The organism is Sulfuriferula thiophila (assembly GCF_003864975.1).
Classification (GTDB): domain Bacteria; phylum Pseudomonadota; class Gammaproteobacteria; order Burkholderiales; family Sulfuriferulaceae; genus Sulfuriferula; species Sulfuriferula thiophila.
In genome coordinates this window covers 37,840-58,681 of the sequence record NZ_BHGL01000046.1, presented here as the reverse complement: position 1 = coordinate 58,681, position 20,842 = coordinate 37,840, and the positions used below count along the sequence as shown (strand labels likewise).

The 20,842-nt window shown below is 52.0% G+C and carries 17 protein-coding genes and 1 tRNA gene; 11 read left to right on the top strand and 7 right to left on the bottom strand.

What is annotated here, in order from left to right; all coding sequences use genetic code 11:
- Positions 1 to 16: 16 nt before the first annotated feature.
- The 6 genes from EJE49_RS12035 to selB all read left to right on the top strand — a co-directional run bounded on the left by EJE49_RS12035 (position 17) and on the right by selB (position 6,893).
- Positions 17 to 694, top strand: coding sequence for a nitrate reductase (locus EJE49_RS12035; RefSeq protein ID WP_124951158.1), 678 nt, complete (start codon positions 17 to 19; stop codon positions 692 to 694).
- Entirely contained in the window at positions 691 to 2,043 is a 1,353-nt protein-coding gene (locus tag EJE49_RS12030) for a (Fe-S)-binding protein (protein ID WP_124951156.1), read from the top strand. The genes EJE49_RS12035 and EJE49_RS12030 overlap by 4 nt, the downstream gene beginning before the upstream one ends.
- A 384-nt stretch (positions 2,044 to 2,427) precedes the next feature.
- The gene (locus EJE49_RS12025; RefSeq protein WP_223246945.1) at positions 2,428 to 2,661 is read left to right on the top strand and encodes a polyphosphate kinase 2 family protein; all 234 of its coding nucleotides are present in this window, start codon (positions 2,428 to 2,430) and stop codon (positions 2,659 to 2,661) included.
- A gap of 27 nt (positions 2,662 to 2,688) precedes the next feature.
- Positions 2,689 to 3,204: a zinc ribbon-containing protein gene (locus tag EJE49_RS12020; RefSeq protein ID WP_124951152.1), complete on the top strand. Its 516-nt coding sequence runs from the start codon at positions 2,689 to 2,691 to the stop codon at positions 3,202 to 3,204.
- A 22-nt stretch (positions 3,205 to 3,226) separates the two neighbouring features.
- Positions 3,227 to 4,639 carry a glucose-6-phosphate dehydrogenase gene (zwf, locus tag EJE49_RS12015; protein WP_124951150.1) on the top strand — a complete coding sequence of 471 codons (1,413 nt, stop codon included), beginning with the start codon at positions 3,227 to 3,229 and terminating at the stop codon, positions 4,637 to 4,639.
- A gap of 334 nt (positions 4,640 to 4,973) precedes the next feature.
- Entirely contained in the window at positions 4,974 to 6,893 is a 1,920-nt protein-coding gene (gene selB / locus EJE49_RS12010; RefSeq protein WP_124951148.1) for a selenocysteine-specific translation elongation factor, read from the top strand.
- A gap of 10 nt (positions 6,894 to 6,903) precedes the next feature.
- Here the strand turns inward: selB and EJE49_RS12005 are convergent.
- The 7 genes from EJE49_RS12005 to smc all read right to left on the bottom strand — a co-directional run bounded on the left by EJE49_RS12005 (position 6,904) and on the right by smc (position 14,386).
- Positions 6,904 to 6,999: transfer RNA gene (locus EJE49_RS12005), tRNA-Sec, on the bottom strand.
- A gap of 33 nt (positions 7,000 to 7,032) precedes the next feature.
- A complete protein-coding gene (locus EJE49_RS12000; protein ID WP_124951146.1) occupies positions 7,033 to 7,683 on the bottom strand; it encodes a class I SAM-dependent methyltransferase in 651 nt (216 codons plus the stop codon).
- A gap of 29 nt (positions 7,684 to 7,712) precedes the next feature.
- The gene (locus tag EJE49_RS11995; protein ID WP_124951144.1) at positions 7,713 to 8,057 is read right to left on the bottom strand and encodes a DsrE family protein; all 345 of its coding nucleotides are present in this window, start codon (positions 8,055 to 8,057) and stop codon (positions 7,713 to 7,715) included.
- A gap of 14 nt (positions 8,058 to 8,071) precedes the next feature.
- On the bottom strand, positions 8,072 to 9,364 hold the full coding sequence (locus tag EJE49_RS11990; protein WP_124951142.1) for an MFS transporter: 1,293 nt from the start codon (positions 9,362 to 9,364) through the stop codon (positions 8,072 to 8,074).
- Positions 9,361 to 10,095, bottom strand: coding sequence for an MBL fold metallo-hydrolase (locus tag EJE49_RS11985; RefSeq protein WP_124951140.1), 735 nt, complete (start codon positions 10,093 to 10,095; stop codon positions 9,361 to 9,363). The genes EJE49_RS11990 and EJE49_RS11985 overlap by 4 nt, the downstream gene beginning before the upstream one ends.
- 26 nt (positions 10,096 to 10,121) lie before the next feature.
- Positions 10,122 to 10,799 carry an ArsR/SmtB family transcription factor gene (locus EJE49_RS11980; RefSeq protein ID WP_124951138.1) on the bottom strand — a complete coding sequence of 226 codons (678 nt, stop codon included), beginning with the start codon at positions 10,797 to 10,799 and terminating at the stop codon, positions 10,122 to 10,124.
- Between the two features lie 86 nt (positions 10,800 to 10,885).
- Positions 10,886 to 14,386 (bottom strand): chromosome segregation protein SMC, encoded by a 3,501-nt coding sequence (smc, locus tag EJE49_RS11975; protein ID WP_124951879.1) that lies wholly within the window; start codon positions 14,384 to 14,386, stop codon positions 10,886 to 10,888.
- Positions 14,387 to 14,446: 60 nt separating this feature from the next.
- Between smc and EJE49_RS11970 the strand changes: the two genes are divergently transcribed.
- From EJE49_RS11970 to EJE49_RS11950, 5 genes are all read left to right on the top strand, one after another.
- Positions 14,447 to 15,643 (top strand): FGGY-family carbohydrate kinase, encoded by a 1,197-nt coding sequence (locus tag EJE49_RS11970; protein WP_124951136.1) that lies wholly within the window; start codon positions 14,447 to 14,449, stop codon positions 15,641 to 15,643.
- A 59-nt stretch (positions 15,644 to 15,702) separates the two neighbouring features.
- A complete protein-coding gene (locus EJE49_RS11965) occupies positions 15,703 to 16,272 on the top strand; it encodes a response regulator (RefSeq protein WP_124951134.1) in 570 nt (189 codons plus the stop codon).
- A gap of 1 nt (position 16,273) precedes the next feature.
- The gene (arfB, locus tag EJE49_RS11960; RefSeq protein WP_124951132.1) at positions 16,274 to 16,699 is read left to right on the top strand and encodes an alternative ribosome rescue aminoacyl-tRNA hydrolase ArfB; all 426 of its coding nucleotides are present in this window, start codon (positions 16,274 to 16,276) and stop codon (positions 16,697 to 16,699) included.
- Positions 16,700 to 18,007, top strand: a complete 1,308-nt coding sequence (locus EJE49_RS11955) for a tetratricopeptide repeat protein (RefSeq protein ID WP_124951130.1) — start codon at positions 16,700 to 16,702, stop codon at positions 18,005 to 18,007.
- Between the two features lie 389 nt (positions 18,008 to 18,396).
- Positions 18,397 to 20,829 carry an ATP-binding protein gene (locus tag EJE49_RS11950; protein WP_189941886.1) on the top strand — a complete coding sequence of 811 codons (2,433 nt, stop codon included), beginning with the start codon at positions 18,397 to 18,399 and terminating at the stop codon, positions 20,827 to 20,829.
- Positions 20,830 to 20,842: the final 13 nt, after the last annotated feature.

Genomic DNA, 20,842 nt, shown 5'->3' with positions numbered 1-20,842 from the left:
TCAGGATAAATCAAAAATGGATTTGATCACATTTGCAAGGGGCACGGGGCTAGAAGCAGCGTTTACCATTTTCATCATCGGCATTGCATGGCGTTTATTTGCCATCTTCCGTCATCCCGTCAAAAAAGATTTGTCCTTACCGCGTACTACCCACACCCTGTCCGGTGCGATTCGCACGATTTTCAGCCGCATGATTCCGCACCGCGAATTTCGCGCCAGCACCCGATTTTCGGTCATTAACGGCTACACATTTCACCTTGGTCTGGCCATCATCGTGTTTGGTTTCCTGCCCCACATCGTGTTTATCACCCAAATAACAGGACTCTCGTGGCCAGCATTGCCCAATGGCGTTATTTATCTGGTTGCCGCTATCACCATTATTTCCCTGTTGGTCGCCCTCATGGTGCGTATGAATAATCCGGTACTGGCACTGTTATCCAATTTTGATGATTACTTCAGCTGGTTTGTCACCATGTTGCCGCTGGCCACAGGCATGGCTGCGCTGGGTGCGCTGGGGCAAAACGGTTCTGCCCTGGATGCCACGCAGAATGGAGTGGTGGTTGCCATTCACCTGCTAAGCTTTGAATTACTGCTGATCTGGCTACCTTTTGGCAAGCTTGCCCATGCTGTATTGGTCTTCGTATCCCGCGGAACCACCGGTTCCCAGTTTGCACGGAAAGGCGCACGCACATGAGCGATATCGACACACTGCATCCGCTTGAGCTGGATACTCCCCGTCTGAGTGTAGAGAACCCGCAAACGCGCTATGACAAACAAGGCGAACGCCCAGACGAAGAGCGCGTCACAGCGGCTATGCAACGTTTCGCCAAAGATTTTGGCCGCACCGCAGCAACCTATATGGAGTCATGCATACACTGCGGCCAATGTGCTCAGGCCTGCCATTTTTACACCTCGACGCAGAATCCGAAGTACACACCTATCTGGAAACTGGAGCCTTTTAAACAAGCCTACAAAAGGGAATCCGGCGCATTCTCGTTTATTTATAAAGCGCTCAATCTCAAGCACAAAGTCACCATCGAAGAGCTGGAAGAATGGCAAACCCTGCTCTACGATTCGTGCACCATGTGTGGTCGTTGTAGCCTGATCTGCCCCATGGGAATCGACATCGCCACCCTCGTCGGCCAAGCCAGGCACGGCATGTTTGCGGCCGGACTGGTGCCCCATGAGCTATGGGCCGTAGCCGAACGTGCAGAACGCGAAGGCAGCCCGCTGGGCGCCACCGCCAAGGTGCTGAAGGAACGTATCGACTGGCTCGCAGATGAAAATGAGATAGAAATCCCTATGGATAAAAGTCAGGCCGATGTGCTCATCGCCCTCTCCTCCATCGAGATCATGAAATACCCGCAATCCATCGTCTCCACGGCCAAGGTGCTCAATCATCTGGGCCTCTCCTGGACGCTGCGCAGCGACGGTTATGAAGCCACTAATTTCGGGCTGCTCTCCGGCAACAGCGAATGGCAAAAAGACTTGAGCATGAAGCTGATCCAAGCCGCCATCGACTGCAGCGCCAAGCTGGTAATCATGCCCGAGTGTGGCCACGCGTACGGCGCATTACGCTGGCAGGGTGCCAACATGTATGGCAAGCCGCTGCCATTTCAGGTACTGCATATATCGGAGTTTCTTGCCGAAAAAGTGCAGAGCGGCGAAATAAAACTTAAAGCACTGGGCAAATCGATCACCTTTCACGACCCCTGCCAGATCTCTCGACGCGGCGGCGCTACTCAGGCACCGCGCGATGTCATCCATGCACTCGGAGCCGACCTGAAAGAAACCCAGGATACTGGCGACCTAAACTGGTGCTGTGGCGGCGGAGGCGGCGTCGTTACCATCCATCGCGCTGACCCTCTGCGTCATAAAGCGTTTGAGATTAAAATGCAGCAGATCGATGCCGCGGGCGCAGACATTGCGGTCACCAGTTGCTCCAATTGCCGCCAGACTTTTGACGATGGGCAGGCGCATTTTCAGTGGGACAAAACCATGCACAGTTTGCTGGAACTGGTAGCTGACAATCTGATTGAATAGGCCCGCAGTGTAAAATTCTTCTCATATTAAACTCTAAAGTTGAGCTTTATGCCAATGATGTTAATGGCACTGCATCCGAGCAAGTAAAAATGACGCGAGTGCGGCAACTGATAGGTGCATCAAATGGCTATGCCTATCGGGCAGAGGTGCCTGCAGCACTCCCGGCATCGGATTATACAGCGCGACTTATTCCGCATCACGACAGCGTCTCTGCGCCACTCGAAATCAATCGAAATCAATCGAAATCAATCGAATTCAATCGAATTCTGTAGCAGAAATGAGGGAATAATACATCCGATGTGTTTGCTCAAATGTGCGTATTGGTACGCCACCGCACAGAACTAGCTAGCGATGTCGCCTAATTTGGAGTACTGCCAGAAAAATATGAGGAGCAATGCATATGAATCATGTCTGAATGCAATCAGTGCCGAGCACACACCTTGGTATGTGGTTCCTGCTGATGACAAGAAAAACGCGCGCCTGATTATTTCCGAAATTATTCTGGATACATTCAAGTCATTCAACATGAGTTATCCGGAAGTAGGCTCTGCACGGCTGCAGGAATTGGCGTCAATAAGCCAGCAACTGCTGCTGGCAGCGCCATACCCCAAACCTTAAGCAACAACAACTCAAAGGAGAATTAAAATGAAAGATTTACTGCCACCACGTGATCCCATTGAAGGTATGGGTGAAGCTTATGAATTGCTACTGGAAAATGCGATAAAGAAAACCCATCAAGGTGGTGCCGTCGCGCGTGAAATATACAACGAGATTCGCAACGAGATTGTGGCTTTAAACAAATTTAGCGGCGATGAAGTCGACAAGCTGGAAGCCTATGTGAAACGCGACCTGATCGATGCTGCGCAACATATGAATGAGAATGGTAAAGATCTGTCGGCATGGATAGGGTTTGATATGGCATTGGTCAAGCGTGACTTTCTGGAACGCTTTACCAACGCAGCCGATCAGACCACAGTAGCGCTGGCGCGCCTGAAACTGAGAGCGGAAGCAGCTGGTTATCACACCGGTGAGCTGACTGGGCTGGGCACGCTGACATGTGATCAATGTGGTGAAAAACTGCATTTCCATAAGCCTGGGCATATCCCTCCTTGCCCAAAGTGTAATGGTACCCACTTCCATCGACACATAGCCGAATTGTAAAACTGTAGTCGAAGGGGTCGAAATGAACAATACCCATAGCCGCACGATCCCTGCCGACGCGCTGGTGATTTTTGGCGTCACTGGCGACCTTGCGCACAAGATGATCTTTCCCGCGCTGTATGAAATGGTCAAACGTGGCGTACTCACTGTGCCGGTGGTAGGTGTTGCCGCATCGCAACTGAGTCTGGCGCAATTGCATCAACGGGTAGAGGACAGTGTTGCTCAGGCCGGCAAGGTCGATGATCGCGATGCACTCAATCGCCTGCTGTCATTGCTCTGTTATGTGGGCGGCGATTACAACGATCCGGGCACGTTCATTGCGCTCAAACAGGCACTGGGTACGGCCTGTCGTCCGGCACATTATCTGGCTATACCGCCTGCGCTGTTCGCTACTGTGATCAAGGGGCTGGGCACTGCAGGTCTGGCCGAGCAGGCTCGCGTCATCGTCGAGAAACCATTCGGGCGCGACCTCGCTTCCGCCCAGGCGCTGAATCGCATCGCACTGTCGGTGTTTGCGGAAGATGCCATTTTCCGCATCGACCACTATCTCGGGAAGGAGGCGATCATGAATATTCTCTATTTCCGCTTCGCCAATTCCTTCCTCGAGCCGATCTGGAATCGCAACTATGTGTCCAGCGTGCAGATTACGCAGTCCGAAGATTTCGGCATCAAAGGGCGCGGCGCATTTTACGAAAGCGCTGGTTGCCTGCGCGATGTTATCCAGAACCATCTGTTCCAGATTGTCGCGTTGCTGGCCATGGAACCGCCGTCCTATCAAGGCTTCGGCGCCGTGCACAGTGAGAAAGCCAAGGTGTTTCAGGCCATGCGCCCACTGCAGCCAGACGACGTAGTGCGCGGCCAGTACAGCGGTTATCGTCAGGAAGCAGGTGTCGCGCCGGACTCGGATGTCGAGACCTTTTGCGCGTTGCGGGTATTTATCGATTCGTGGCGCTGGCAAGGCGTACCATGGTATTTGCGTTCCGGCAAATGCCTGGAAGCATCAGCAGCCGAAGTGCTGGTCGAGCTGAAACCGCCACCGCAAAAACTGTTTGACGATGCGGCAGCAGTGAACGAGCGTGCCAATTATTTACGCTTCCGGATTTCTCCTAACTCAGCCGTCGCGCTTGCTGCACGTGTCAAACGGGCAGGCAAAGAATTCACCGGCGACCAGCACGAGCTTTACCTGCTGGATGAACAAACTGGCGCTGAATCACCCTATGAACGTTTGCTGGAAGATGCCCTCGCCGGTGATGGTGCGTTATTCATTCGTGAAGATGCAGTCGAAGCTGCCTGGGCGGTGGTCGATCCGGTATTAAACTCCCGCCATCAGGCGCATCTCTATCAGCCCGGCAGCTGGGGACCGAAAGAGGCTGATGCGCTGATTGCTGCAGACAGTCGCTGGCACAACCCGGTGCCAGAAAAAGATATGAAATGAGGTCAGCGCTGTACTCATACCCGGTACGCACTTTCCATTAGTGTCATATAGCACGATACATAGAAAAAAAGCATTACTGGCAACTCAGAAGCACTATCTTTTGTTAACAGTCGATGAATGGGCACTTTGGATTGCGGATTCATACTTCTCGCAAACAGCTTTTTGTAAATAACGGAATATTATAAGAATCAATAGCAGTATTTGCATGTATCTAAGCAGCGACTTTCAAGTAGAATTATTGGCAAACTTAGGTGGATTAGTCCCTCATCCTATTCCACTATAAATCGAACAAACCGCAGCCAATAAACTACTTAACCAGGGTGATTTTCAATCAATGATTATCGGCACTGCAGGTCATATCGATCATGGCAAAACCTCCTTAGTTAAAGCCCTTACCGGTGTCGATGCTGATCGCCTGAAAGAAGAAAAAGCACGCGGCATTACCATTGATCTGGGCTATGCCTATACTCCCCTGCCCAACGGCGATGTGCTGGGTTTTGTAGATGTGCCGGGACATGAGAAGTTGGTGCACAACATGCTGGCCGGGGCGACGGGTATTGATTACGTGCTGTTGGTCATCGCCGCTGATGATGGCTCAATGCCGCAGACGCGCGAGCACTTGGCCATACTGGATTTGCTGGGATTGAATTGCGGCGCAGTCGCGCTTACTAAAATAGATCGGGTTGCGCCGGAACGCATTGCCGCGGTCATGCATGAAATCCACGGCCTGCTGGCAGGCACCGGTCTGGATAACAGTCCGATATTCCCGCTTTCCGCGATTACCGGTCAGGGCGTAGCAGAGTTACGTGCCCATCTGGATATAACTGCGCTTGAATTGCCAAAGCGTTCCCGCGCCGGGCATTTCCGGCTGGCAGTTGATCGTGCGTTTACGATTGCAGGCACGGGTACGGTCGTCACCGGCACGGTGTTTTCCGGCGCTGTCCACATCGGCGACAAACTGATCGTTTCCCCTACTGGCATTGAAGTGCGGGTACGTGGCATTCATGCACAGAACCAGGTGGCGGAATCTGGTCATGCGGGCCAACGTTGCGCACTTAATCTTGCCGGTATCCAATTCGAGAAAAATGATGTGCACCGCGGCGACTGGTTGCTGGAAGTCCCTGTTCACGCGCCATCACAACGCTTCGATGCACAGTTCCACTTGCTCGCTACGGAGCAAAAAGCGCTAAAACACTGGACGCCCGTGCATCTGCATATCGGTGCATCCGATGTCATGGCGCGGCTGGCGATACTGGAAGGCGACAGCATCGAGCCCGGCGGTACGGCGCTGGTTCAGCTTATCACCGATAAGCCGATATGCCCGCTCAATGGCGACCGCTTCATCCTGCGCGACCAGTCGGCTAACCGCACTCTGGGCGGCGGTAAAGTGCTGGACCCGTTTCCACCCGCCCGTAACCGGCGTACCCCGGCTCGCATCGCCGCGCTGCAAGCCATGCACGCCACACAACATGACGAGGCACTAGCGCTTGCCATGGCAGTGGCTACGACTGGACTGGATTTAACGCGCTTTGCACAGAGCAGGAATATCCGCAGTGAAGAAGCGCAACAATTGTGGCGCAGCCTGCCCATGCAGGTTGTAACTACGCCATCGGCTGAGTTCGGTTTTACACCCGCATACTGGTTAGTATTAAAACAAACTGTATTAGCTCGCTTAAGTCAGGAACATGCAGAAAACCCCGACTTTATCGGGCCGGACCGTACCCGCTTGCAGCGCATGGCGCTACCCGCCCTGCCCCGACCGGTGTTCGCTGCATTGCTGGATGAGTTACTGGGTAGCCGACAGATAACCCAGAGCGGCCCCTGGCTGCATCTGCCGGATCACAAAGTGACACTCTCGGCTGCTGAGGAGAAGCAATGGCAAATGATATTGCCGCTGTTGCAGGCTGAGCCTTATCAGCCGCCACGGGTTCGCGATATCGCCAACACATTGTCACTGGACGAAGACAACGTGCGCATGCTGTTACGTCGTGTCGCCAGGGTGGGTGATGTGTATCTGGTTGCCCACGATCATTACTTCACTAAGCAGGCAGTGGCGCAATTATCGAACATCATCAAAGAGATAGCTGTCACCCGCGACGGCATCAGCGCTGCTGAATTTCGCGACCAGATCAACACGGGCCGCAAACTGGCGATACAGATCCTGGAGTTTTTTAACCGGATAGTCTATACCCGCCGCACCGGCGACAAACATCGTCTGCGTCAGGAATCCGCTTCTATGGATACAGGGTTTTGAGTTAATGAGATGGCGGAAGGGAGTGGGAGTCGAACCCACCCAAGCACGCTGGCGTGCTTAACCGAATTTGAAGTCCGGCCGCCCCACCGGGGAGCGAATCCCTTCCATTTGAATGCTGTCTATTCTACCTGAATGTGCCCTATGGCATAGCCACTGAATCAGCAGTCGCCACAAGAAAACCACCCATCAAGATGCGCGGATACAAACCCGATTCAATGGTACGGGCAAAGCGATTGCCACCCGGCAGATAAATTGCCGAGCGCAGCTGCAGATTGCTGACCGGTAAATCAAGAAACAGCCGGCGCACTTCTGCGGGGGTATGCCAGTGGGCACCACGATAAGCCCCGCTGCCACCATGGCGGCCTTTCTGCCAGTACAGCAAACTGTTCCGGTTGAGAAAGCCGATGGCAATGCGCTTGCGCGTCACCCGCACCATCTCGGCAAGGGCTGATGTCTGCTCCTGGATAAAGCACAAGGAAGCCACAGCAATACAATAATCAAAACTTTGCGCCGGGAATGGCAATGCACGCGCATCGCCGCGCAGGTAGCGTTCATCTGCCATGCACTGTGATTGGGCGTAAGCGAGCATGTTCGCATCTGGATCGACACCGGTCACTTGCGCACCGTCAGCAGCGAAGCGGCGCGTGAAATAGCCGGTGCCGCAACCGACATCGACCATGCTTAGTCCTGTTGCGGGGCGCAGCATGGTACGCAGCAGTTGGTATTCCTGCTCACCTATCCAGCGGCCCCGCGGCGTTTGGTACCAGGCGTCGTATTCCTTGGCTTGCATGCACTCTCCCTGGTGAGCACTGGGGCAAATCAGAAACTGATGATTTGCCCGGCTGCAGTCATTAAACCGCTCAAGGCTTTCATCGAGCTGCGTTGTACATCTGCAGGCAGATGTTCTTGCTCCCAGCCCAATTTGCGCATGCTGGCACCGCAGACATAAACCTGCATACCCACTTCCAGCAGTTCATAAAACAGGCTGTGACACGGATTAGCCGCGTCCAGCGCCGGATCGGCAAGCTTGGCGCCTGCTTCTACCAGAAACAAGGCGACATCCTTGTTATCCGCCATCAGGGCACCGGCCAGCCGCAGTGCAGTCAATGCGCGATTGTCCGGTGCATCCGCTGCGGCATGCAAAACGATAAGTGCTTGTGTCATGCTGATGCTTTCCTTTATTTAGCCGGATTTAGTCGGGCGTGAGTTTCTTCGCTCCAGATCAGCACAATCAGACCGGAGACAAACATGGCGATAGTGACAAACCAGAAACCGCTGCTGATGCTGTCATTAAGCTTGGCTACCAGCCCTAATGCCAGTGCGCCAATACCATAACCAAGATCGCGCCAGAAGCGGTAGATGCCGATAGCAGAGCCGCGCCAGTTGGGATGAGCGATATCCGCTACTGCCGCACTCAGATTCGGATACAGCAAAGCCATGCCGAATCCGGTTACCGCTGCGGAAAACGACCACCACAGCGCGGTTTCGCCCAGCATCATCATGCCCACCCCTGCCCCGCATATCCACATACCGGCGACGATAGGCTTATGCCGCCCTATATGATCGGAAAGCTTGCCGGTAAATAGCTGGGTACCGCCCCAGACAAAACCATACACGCCAATCACCCAGCCGATTTGCGACAGATTCAAGCCATGTTGATAGAGGAAGACGGGATAAAATACCCAGATCAGCGCATCGACGAATTTCTCTACCAGGCCAGCCTGGCTGATCGCAGCCATGCGTTTATCGCGCCATGACATCAGGGTGAATACTTCCCATGTCGTCGGGCTACTGGATATGTTCTGCGGGAAACGGGCGATGGGGCCGGTGGATAGCCCTGCCGCATGCCGCACGCCTTCCTGCTTTGCCCACGGCAGCGTGTCTTTGACCCAAACAAAGGTCAGGACTATCGCTAATACGATGACAGTCAGACCGAAGATGAGCAAACCCTGACGCGCGCCGAATGCCGTTGCCATATAGCCGGTAGCAATACCGGCAATCGCTACGCCGACATAACCGGCAAACTCGTTCAAGCCTATGGTCAGGCCACGCTGATCAGGGCGGGTAATGTCCAGCTTGGCAGTTTGCGTCATGGACCAGGTCAGACCCTGGTTGATACCCAGCAATACCGTGGCAGCAACGATCCAGTTCCAGCTGGGTGCATACATGATCATGAATGGTATAGGCAGCGCCGAGAACCAGCCCCACAGCAAGACCTTTTTGCGCCCTACCCGCTCCGACAAACGCCCGGCCACAAAATTAAGCGAGCCTTTCACAAAGCCGAATGCCACCACAAATGCCATCAACAGCACGAATGAGCCTTTGGGCACACCGAACTCGGATTCCGCCAGGGCAGGCACCACCGTACGCATCATGCCCAGCGTGAGTCCAACCAGCAGCACCTGAAACAACTGGTGCAGAAACTGCGTCTGATTCAGGCGTATGCCATACAGATAAGCTGGTTTGTTCATAATGCGATATTCGCCGCGACCATGGCATCCATATCCGCCGGACGGGGTGGTATCTCGCTGGTGAGATAGGCAACGAATGCGTCCTTATCAGCAAAGCTCAGTCCGGTATTAAAGCGCCGCTCAAAACCGATCGTGGAAGACGGCTTGCCGGAGATACCCGCGCCACACGCACTGCCAGCCTGATGACCCGGGTAGATTTCAGTGGTGTCCGGCAGGCTCAGCAGCCTGTTATGCAGGCTATCAAACAGCATGGCGGCCATTTTCGCTTCCTGACCAGCAAGATCCGGCCGGCCAATACTGCCGACAAACAGCGTATCGCCGGTGATAACGAACCAGGGTTCAGCGCTGCGACGTTTATCGGTCACCGTCAGGCAAATACTGTCCATGGTATGCCCCGGGGTATGGATTACCTGAACCACGACGTTACCCACTTCGATTTCATCGTTATCATGCAAAGGATGAAACGGGAATTTGACCAGACCCTTGTCACTTTCATGCAAGCAATATTGCGCACCGGTCATTTCGGCCAGCTTGCGCCCACCCGAATAATGATCGGCATGGATATGTGTGTCGATTACGTGGGTGATGGTTACGCCGGCTTTTTGAGCCTCTTCGACAAACCAGGCTTCGTCACCAGCAACTACGTCAACGGCGATGGATTTTCCCAGAGTGCCACAGCCGAAAAAATAGGATAAGGATGCTGCTTTAGTCGCTAATTGTTTGAAAAACATGAATATCTCCTAATAACTTGTAAAATTTACTGCTGACTCAATCCTGCCGTTATTGGCAATCCGTTTAAGCGCCATTCGGCAATTCCCGCTTCCATTCGTGATGCATTAATGCCTTGCTGGCGAAGCATGTCCACTGCATCTTTCGCCATTAAACAAAATGGTCCTCGGCAGTAAGCAACAATTTTCTTGTTTGCCGGTAGCTCATTGAGCCGTTGTTTTAATTCTGATAAAGGAATAGAGCGGGCAAATGGCAGATGCGCTGCTGCGTATTCGGCTTCAGGCCTGACATCGATCACCACCAGTTCACCGAGCTGAGCTTGTGATAACAGCTCGGCACCGCCGATAGGTGATAACTCATCCGACCGAGTAATCAAATCCTGCATTGCACCTTGAAGCTCCAGTAGCCGTTCTTCAGCCAGTTCGCGCAACTTGACCCACAGGTCGGCAACACGCGTATCTGCCAGTCTGTAATAGATATTTTTGCCTTCACGACGACTCTCTACCAAACGTGCAGCCTTGAGTTCCTTCAAGTGCGCGCTGGTCAGCTTGACTGACAGATCAGTGTCAGTGGCCAACTGATCCACACATTTTTCGCCCTGGCACAACACCTCTATTAATTCCAGACGTTTCGGACTGGACGTGGCCTTGCTGATACGGGCAACTTGTTCATACAGCAGGTTTTTTATTTCACGGGTGTTATGCATAATGCAACATTCCAATAATCGTTAGATTGTACGATACATTTTATAGACAGTATTTGTCAAGCAGGAAATTCAATTATTCTTGAGGTTTAAACTTCAGCCAGCCGGGTGGCCTGTTCGATATCGACCGAAACGGTACGGGAGACGCCGGATTCCTGCATGGTGACACCTATCAGCTGATCGGCAGCTTCCATGGTGATGCGATTGTGGGTGATGTAGAGGAATTGCACCTGAGATGACATCTGCTTGACCAGTCGGGCGTAGCGTTCGGTATTGGTATCATCCAGCGGTGCATCAACTTCGTCCAGCAGGCAGAATGGTGCCGGGGTGAGCCTGAACAAGGCGAACACCAGTGACAATGCAGTCAGTGCTTTTTCACCACCGGAAAGCAAGTGAATCGAGCTGTTTTTCTTGCCAGGCGGTTGCGCAAAAACCTGGACGCCAGCATCGAGCAACTCATCGCCGGATAAAATCAACTCCGCCCTGCCACCGCCGAACAGCGTGGTGAACAATTCCGACATGGACTGATTGACCGTGTTGAAGGTGGTTTTCAGCAAATCACGGGTTTCGCCGTCGATAGTAGTAATCACTTCGGTGAGAGTTGCCATCGCCTGTTCCAGATCGTTAGCCTGGTCCAGCAGATAAGTCTCGCGTTCCACGGCGTGATCCAGCTCCTGCATCGCTGCCAGGTTGACTGCACCCAGCGCTTCGATGGCTACAGTTAACCGGTTGATATCATTAGTCAGGCCAGTTGATTTGACGCCACGTGCCACTTTCTCGGCCAGTTCGGTCTGATCAGCCTGCAACATCTGCAACTGCTCTTCGCACTGCTGTTCGGAGAGCTCCGCCTCCTGATGTTTAAGCCGCAAACTTTCCAGTTGCGTGCGTAATGGTGCGAGCGAGTGTTCCAGCTGCATACGCGTTTCTTCCTGCTGGCGTAACTGATCACCGATGAATTCGAGCTGTTCGCGAGCAAAGGCAAGATCCTGTTCGGCCTGTTGCCGCAGGCTGATCGCATCCTGTAATGCGCTGGTTTGCATGGACTCATCCAATGCCATGGCTTCACTGAGCACGTCTTCACGCTGCGCTATCAGCTGTTGTTTCTGATCATCATTTACTTTAATTGCACTGTTCAAGTCATTGATTTTAGAGTGTGCAGACTGCACTGAAAAGCGAATTTCCTGCAGTTGGCGTTCCAGTTGGCGTTGATGCTCGCGTTTCTGGCTGAACAGGCTTTCTGCATCCTGGCGTGCACGCCGGGCGTCTTCCAGATGTTCGCGTAATTGGTTGGCCAGCTCGCGATGCTGTTGCAACTGTGACTCGGTGTTGATCTGTTCGCCCTGCTCCATTTCAACCAAGGCCTCAATTTCAGCAAGCTCTGTGGTAATTTGGGCGCGGCGTTGCTGCATGCGCTCCTGCGCCTGTTGCAGTTTCACGCTATCCAGCTGACGCTGATGGAACTGCTGCTGAGTCTGGTGCAACTGACTGCGCAATGCACTCAAATCATGCTGATTGCTGCTGATTTCAGCTTCAACACTGCTCAGTTGCGCTGCCGCTATGGATTTCTGTTCGTGGATAATCTCGACGCTGGCGGATAGCCGTTCAATTTCCTTTTGTCTGGCCAGCACACCTTGATTATTGGAAGTTTTGGCGAAATAGCGCACGCTATGCCGGGTAAAGATGTGACCTGCAGCACTCACAATTTGCGCGCCTAACGGTAATTGCGCCTGCGATGCGACGGCCTGTTCTGCTGTATCCGCAACAAACACATGGCTCAACCAGTCCTGCAATGCACCCCCCGCTCCGGTTTTGATCGTGACTTTATCCAGTAAGCGAGGCAATGCCACAGACTCCAGGGCAACAGTCGGTGCCATATCATCAAACACGCTGACGCTAGCTGCCGGAATATCACTAAAATCCAGTGTACTGGTATCCGCAGCAATAGCCTGAATGCGCGTATCCAATACCGCCTCGAATGCGGTTTCCCAGCCATTGGCAACATCGATCTGCTGCCATAATCGTGGCAAATTATGCAGATGATGACGTGCCAGCCAGGCATCGGTACTCACATTTTCAGTCAGGTGCTGCTGCACCTTGGCCAGACCGGCAAGCTCGCCTTCAACCTGATGCAGGCTGCGGGTATGCTGCTCCAGTTGCGTACGCAGTGGCTGACGCTGACCTTCCAGGGTTGCCAGCGTGTGCTGGACCACCTCGAACTGCTCTGCCAGTTCGTCACGCAAGGCTGCCATATCATTCAGCTCCTGCTCTACCCTATCAATAGCAGCCTGATCAGCGCTCGGCAAGCCGCCTTGTTCCTGCTGCAACCGGGTTTGCCTGATGGTTAGTTGCTGCAGGGTTTTGGCCGCGTGTTGCAGGTGGGTTTCATTGACCTGTCGTGCCTGCTCAGCCTGAGCCAGTTCGCGTTGCAGCTCTGTAGCACGTTGCTGCGTGGTGTGCAGGATGGCTTCAATTTCCGGCAATACATCCGTTGCGGCTTCCAGCGCCAGCGCGGCTTCTTCTATATTTAATTCGGTGTCTTCCACTCGTTGCAGCCACTCGGCCAGGTTGGATTCCAGATCCTGCTGCTGACGTGCCAGGCTAAGCTGTTGCCCGCTCAACTGTTCAGCTTGCGCATGCAGACGGGTACGCGTATCGGCCAGATGACGTACGGCCTGCTCCAGCTTGGATACCTCGGCAACTGCAGCATAGAACGCACCTTGCGCATCATTGAGCGCGGTATTGGCTTGCTGGTGGGCATGACGACTGGCTTCAAGCTGATGTTCGATACCGCGTAATGTGTCAACCTGATCAGTCAGTTGCTGCTGAGTTTGCTGGATCTGGCTGTGAAAACGCAGGCGATTGGCCTCGGCATCGCGCTTCTTCACATACCAGAGCAGTTGCTGGGTGGTTTTCAGCTCGGCTTGCAGCGTCTGATATTCGCGTGCCACCTCGGCCTGTCCGCGCAGGCGCTCGATTTGCTCACCGAGCTCACGGCGTATATCTTCCAGTCGCACCAAATTCTCACGGGTATCATTAAGACGAGCTTCAGTTTCGCGACGGCGTTCCTTATATTTGGAAATACCGGCAGCTTCTTCGAGAAAACCACGCAATTCTTCCGGTTTGGCTTCAATGATGCGCGAGATCATGCCTTGCTCGATAATCGCGTAAGAGGTCTTGGTGCCTAAGCCGGTACCGAGGAAAATATCCACCAGATCACGGCGGCGCACGTGCATGTTATTGATGTAATAACTGGATTCGCCATTACGCGTCAGGATGCGCTTGACCGAAATTTCAGCATATTGCGCCCACTGTCCGGGTGCTTTACCGTCGGTATTGTCGAAGGTCAGCTCTACCGAAGCGCGCGATACCGGCTTGCGCGTCGTCGAGCCATTAAAAATCACATCTGCCATACTGGCGCCGCGCAATTGCTTGGCCTGGGATTCACCCAGAACCCAGCGCACAGCATCTATCACATTCGACTTGCCACAACCGTTAGGCCCTACTACGCCCACCATCTGACCGACGATAGGGATAGTGGTAGGATCAACAAACGATTTGAATCCGGCAAGTTTGATGGCAGTGAGACGCAATTGGGCAATATTCAAGGTAAACTGATGACACAATATTTTACCTGAAAACCTCTGCTTACCATGTATTACTTAGGCTTGGACTTTGGCACATCCGGTGCGCGCGGCGTGATTATCGACGATCACACAGCGGAAATCTGGTCGGCCCATATCAGCTACACGGCACCGCAGCATCAGGATGCCTCGATCTGGCGCGATGCGTTGTTTACGCTGCTGGCACAAATCCCGCTGGCGTTACGCGCAGCACTGCAGACCATAGCGATTGACGGCACTTCCGGCACGGTATTGCTGGTCGACGATGCGCTCAATCCGGTTACGCCAGTATTGATGTACAACCATACCCTTGCCAGCGATCCGGCAGCCAAGCTGGCATGGCTGCGGCAGCACCAGCAAAATCAATCAGCACGTTATCTGATGCACCAAGTGGATTACCTTAATGCACAATTAACCGGTGTCGCCGGCATCAGTGATTATCACAACGCGCTGAAAAGCGGTCTGGACATACAGACACTCGCCTGGCGGAATGGCGTCTACGCAACTGAAGACACAACACTGCTACCACGCATCATTGCACCGGGTACTCCCATCGGCAAACTGCAACGCCGGATTGCACGCCACTTCAATCTTAATCCCGGCTGCGTGGTACGAGCTGGCACCACGGACAGCATCGCTGCATTTATCGCGGCCGGCGTCCACTCCCCTGGCACCGCAGTTACTTCACTCGGCAGCACGCTGGTATTGAAACTGCTCTCCACCAGCTATGTGGCAGCACCAGCATACGGCGTATACAGCCACAAATTTGGCGATTTATGGCTGGTAAGTGGCGCTTCCAATAGCGGTGGTGCCGTGTTGCGGCAGTTCTTCAATGATGAAGAATTAGCACGTTACAGCGCACAGATACAGCCGGAAATCCCCAGCGCATTGGATTATTATCCGCTGCCCCGCCCTGGGGAGCGTTTTCCTGTTAACGATCCGACACTGACGCCACGGCTTACGCCTCGTCCTGATGACAAGGTGGCATTTTTGCATGGCCTGCTGGAAGGCATCGCCAGTATTGAGCAACAAGGCTATGCCAAATTTTCCGAACTTGGCGCAACTCCGCTGCAACACGTTATCAGCGCAGGTGGCGGCAGTCACAATCCACAGTGGCAATTGATACGACAGCGTCGATTAGGCGTGCCAGTGACTGTAGCCCAGCATGTTGATGCAGCATTTGGTAGCGCAATCCTGGCGAAAGGATTAGACTTGATATCAAAATAAAAACATATGCGTGTGGACTATAATTTCTTTATATATTAATAAACTAAACGAAGATAATCATGGGATATTTGACCTTTTTACGCTCATTTTTCAGTAAGCCGCCAAGCGTTGATACGTCAGCCGATTTAGAAGCGGATGTTAAACCTGCGGTACCCTCGCAACGACAAATTGAACGGCGCAACAGAAAAAGAATTGATGCGCGCAAGGGAACGCGAGCGCTGATCATCGACGATTCGCCAACGATCGTGTTTGCACTCAAAAAAATGCTGCAGTCCGCTAATTACGTGACGCTTGAAGCATTGGATGCAGAACAGGGTGTGGAACTGGCGCGTTCGGAACTGCCCGACATTATCTTTCTGGATATCGTGCTGCCGGGCATGAATGGATTTGCCGCGTTACGCCTGTTACGGCGCGACCCGGCCACACAGCAAATCCCCATCATCATGATCAGCAGTAATGAACAGGCTACTGAGCAGTTTTTCGGCAGCCGCATAGGCGCTGATGATTTCATGAAAAAACCATTTTCACGCATGGAGGTATTTGCCAGAATTGAGCGGCTGTTAGGCGCTGATGCTGTTCCGCACCGTATTGAGACCGCGGCTCCTGCATCCAAGCCACAAGACGATTGAAATGATACGCATCACACGCACTTTAAGTATTCCTGAATCAGAACTGAATGAGCTGTTTGTCCGGGCTTCCGGCCCCGGAGGCCAAAACGTCAATAAAGTAAGCACTGCCGTGCAATTGCGTTTTGACGTGGCGGCATCCCCTTCCCTGCCTGAAACTGTCCGGGCACGCCTGATCAAACTGGCTGGCAACCGCATTACGCAGGATGGCATCCTGATTATTGAGGCCCAGCGTTTTCGCACCCAGGGCCGTAATCGTGACGATGCCCGTGCCAGACTGGCTGAGTTAATCCGCGCGGCAACCATAGAACCCAAATCTCGCCATGCTACCAAACCGACTTTCGCCTCCAAACAGCGGCGTTTAGCGGGTAAACAGCAGCGTGGCGAAACCAAGCAGCAACGTTCAAAAGTCAAATCCGAATTGCAATAAATGGCGGTTCACGAACATATTCAAGCACTGTATATGGATGCCTTGCACAAGCATCTTGAAGGTGACCTGAGCTCAGCTGAAAGGCTTTATCGGGAGATCATCAGCCAAGCGCCAGATGCCGCGCAAGCCAAACACTATCTTGGTTTTTTATTGCAGCAAACTGACCGGTTGACTGAGTCTGTTGCGCTATTAACTGCGGCCATTGCACTGGAGAACAATCATGCCGAATGGCATTTTAATCTTGGCATAACCCTAGCTAGACAAGACCTGAAGCGCTCCGCTATAAATGCATACACCAAAGCGATTGCCATTGACCCTGACAAATATTTTTACTGGACCAATCTTGGTAGTGCATTCGAATCATGCGGAGAATTAGATCGTGCCGAGCAATGTTACAGCACAGCGACCAAAATCGACGCGAACTGCCCGGATGCATTTTATCTGTTATCCGCTTTATATCTTAAACAGGAACGCTACACAGAAGCCAGGCACAGCAATTACTGCGGCATCATTGCGGCACCGGCAACCATCACCTCCAGAATCATGCTTGCTCAGGCCTATTACGAGCTGGGCAGGATAGAAGACGCTGTTGCCGTGCTTGAAAACTGGTTGCTTGCGGAACCAGACAATCCTGTCGCCAGGCATTTAATAACCGCCTATCGTGGGCTCCCTGCGCCAGAAAAATGCGCTGTTCAATATGTCGAGCAGACTTTTGATGCTTTCGCTAACAGCTTCGACACCATTCTTGGCAGACTGAAATATTGCGGCCCGCAACTGGTGCACGAATATGTAGCGGGGTTAACGCCCGCTGCGGCTAATCTGGATGTGCTGGATCTGGGCTGTGGTACCGGCCTGGTGGGTGAGATGCTATCGCCCTATGCCGGCAAGCTGGTGGGTGTCGACCTTAGCCAGGCCATGCTGGATCAAGCCGCGATCAAACAGATTTACCATCAGCTGCATAAAGCCGACATCTGCGATTATTTATCCGCGTCGAATGGCAAGTATGACTTAATCACCTGCATGGACACTTTCATTTATCTAGGGCAACTGGATGAGTTGCTTGCGCAGATTTATCGGCAACTTAAGCCCGCGGGCATTTTGATTTTTAGTACTGAAACACTTATTGAAGCCAACGCTCTGGGTTATCAACTGAATATCAGTGGCCGATACAGCCATCATCCAGAATATCTGACTAAATTATTGTGTAATACCGGTTTCCTGATAAATAACATACACGACGTGCCAATCAGAACCGAATCCGGCTGTCCGACTCCAGGACAATTTGTTTGTGTTATCAAGCCAGACTGAGCATTAAGATTATCGTTTAAAATCATCATGAATCATGTCGGCATGAGGTTGAGAACATTTCTCCGTGACGCCTGATAAACCAGCGTGATTATGTCCTTGCTTCCACCAAATCAACGCGATAGTATCAACTTCAGCAGGATACAAACATTATTATAGCCACCAAATAACATGAGACCTTTGCACGATGTAGCGAGCGCAGTTCAGATGAGGCGGAAATCAGCGAAAAAGCGGAGTGTACAACTAGTACATGAGCATTTTGAGCTGATTTTCAACGAAATATGAACAAGCACAGCAATCGTGCAAAGGTCTCAACATACTGATATTTATAAAAATATATGAATGCACGCCTATCCTCCATCAGAACCTATCTCCTGCTATTGGTTCTGGCTATGACAATCCCGCTGCTGGCGATTGTTGGGTACGGCATTTATTCCGACATGCAACAGACCATCCATAACGCTAAACAATCGCTGCGCACCCTGATATATACGATGGTGAGAAACACGGGTGGGAATATTGAAAATGCCCGTCAGATTCTTGAAAGTCTTGCGGTTCGGCCACTGGTTACACAGCTTAATCCCGACAACTGCGATGAAGTGCTGCACAGCTTACATAATATGAACCCACGCTATGCGAATGTCACTTATGCAAATATCGATGGCCTGGTAGTTTGCTCAGCCGTTCCCCAACCCGGCGGGAAGATGGTCAATATTGGTAAAGCACCATGGTTCACAGCCCTACTAAATGAACGAAAATTCTCAATTGGACAACCGTTCCTCGGCCCTATCACCGGCAAGCAAGTTTCTGTCATGTCAGCCCCTATTCGGAATGCAAAAAAAGAAATGATCGGCGGGGTATTGCTCCCTGTGAGTCTCGATTTTTATGATCCTGACATTCCAACGCAATTCATATCGAAAAACAGCCGCTATGGCTTCATCAGTGATGATAATGTCTTGATCTGGCGAAACACTGATCCGGATGGGATGATAGGTAAGCGCGGGGATTCATCAGCAGCAAAACAGATAGTCAAAATTCGTGATGGTGAATTTGAAGCGATTGGGCAGGATGGTATAAAACGCTATTATTCTGTACTGCCGCTGCCCGGCACCAAATGGATTGCATTCGTAGGCGTTCCATCATCAGAGATATACGCAGCGGCTGAACGCAGGGCAATCAACTATGCAGCAGTTACACTGTTTGCAATTGTTACTTTACTCCTGCTGGTTCTGTTCATCGCCAAGCGCATTACGAAGCCCATTGTTGATTTGGAAAATGTGGCAAAATCGATCCATAACGGCAATACGTCGGTTCGCGCTTCGGAAAACGGCCCTTTAGAAATAGCATCGGTGGCCATGGCAATCAACACCATGATTGCAACTCAGCGTAATAATTTGGCAAGGCTGAACGAAGCTCAGAAAATATCGCATGTGGGTAGCTATGAATGGAATCCGGTAACGGGTGATTTGCAGTGGTCTGATGAGCATTTTCGATTATGGGGCCTGCAGCCTCGGGACGTCGTTCCCAGTTATGCGCTTTTCCGTGACGCTATCCATCCTGACGACATTGCATTTGTGGAAGATAAATTTCAACAATTTCTACGCGGTGAGCATGACTTCAATTGTGAGTTCAGGGTAATTTGGCCTGATGGCAGCGAGCACTATATCAACAGTCACGGTAATGTAACGTTTGATACCAGTGGCAAGCCTGTACGCATGTTAGGCACCGTGCAAGATTTAACGGAACGCAAGCAGGCTGAAATAGTACAAAGGGATAACGAACAACGCTTCCGGTATATGCTGGAAACGTGTCCCACGGCAGCTCGCATTGCCATGAAAGGCGGTCACCAAGTAATTTTTTTCAATTCACGATACTCAGCATTGATCAATGCTGCACCAGATCAAGTAGCTGGCGTGGATCCGTCCAGTTACTATACCAATCAGCAAGATTATGCTGACATTTTGAATAAAATTGAAAATGGCGAGCAAATTTTTGAACGACTGGTAGAGTTAAGAATCCCCGGAGCTGGCACTAAATGGGCGCTAGCTTCCTATCTCCAAATTCAATATCAGGGTGAATCGGCGGTATTGGGCTGGTTTCATGACATCACGGAAACCATCCGTGTAGAACGCATGAAAAGCGAGTTTGTCTCTACAGTCAGCCATGAGTTGCGAACACCACTTACCGCTATTTCCGGCTCACTGGGTCTGATTTCGGGTGGAGTTCTGGGTGAAATACCCGAACGGGCAAAGCTGATGATTGATATCGCATACAGAAATAGTCAACGGCTCACATACCTGATCAATGATCTCCTGGATATGGAAAAACTTGTGGCTGGTAAAATGCATTTCGATATGCAGCAACACCCATTGATGCCGTTGCTTTTGGAAGCCATAGAAAACCACCATGCATACAGCACCGATCGCCATATCAAGCTGGAACTTGATATGGCAATACCCGACATAACGGTAAACATCGATAAGCAACGGCTGTTGCAAGTGCTGTCCAATCTGTTATCTAACGCTATCAAATACTCACCCGATGATGGTGCCGTGCAGATTGCCGTTTATATGCATAATGAGCTAGTACGTATCATGGTAATTGACCATGGCCCCGGTATTCCAGATGAATTTCGCAACCGGATATTCCAGAAATTTTCCCAGGCTGACTCATCGGATACACGCCAGAAAGGCGGGACTGGATTAGGATTAGCCATTACCCGCGAACTGGTAGAGCGCATGGGGGGAAGAATCGGATTTGAGTCAGAGGAAGGTAAAGGAGCCCGCTTCCACGTCGATTTACCCGTTCCACCCCAAAAAATTTGATTTAGAACATAAA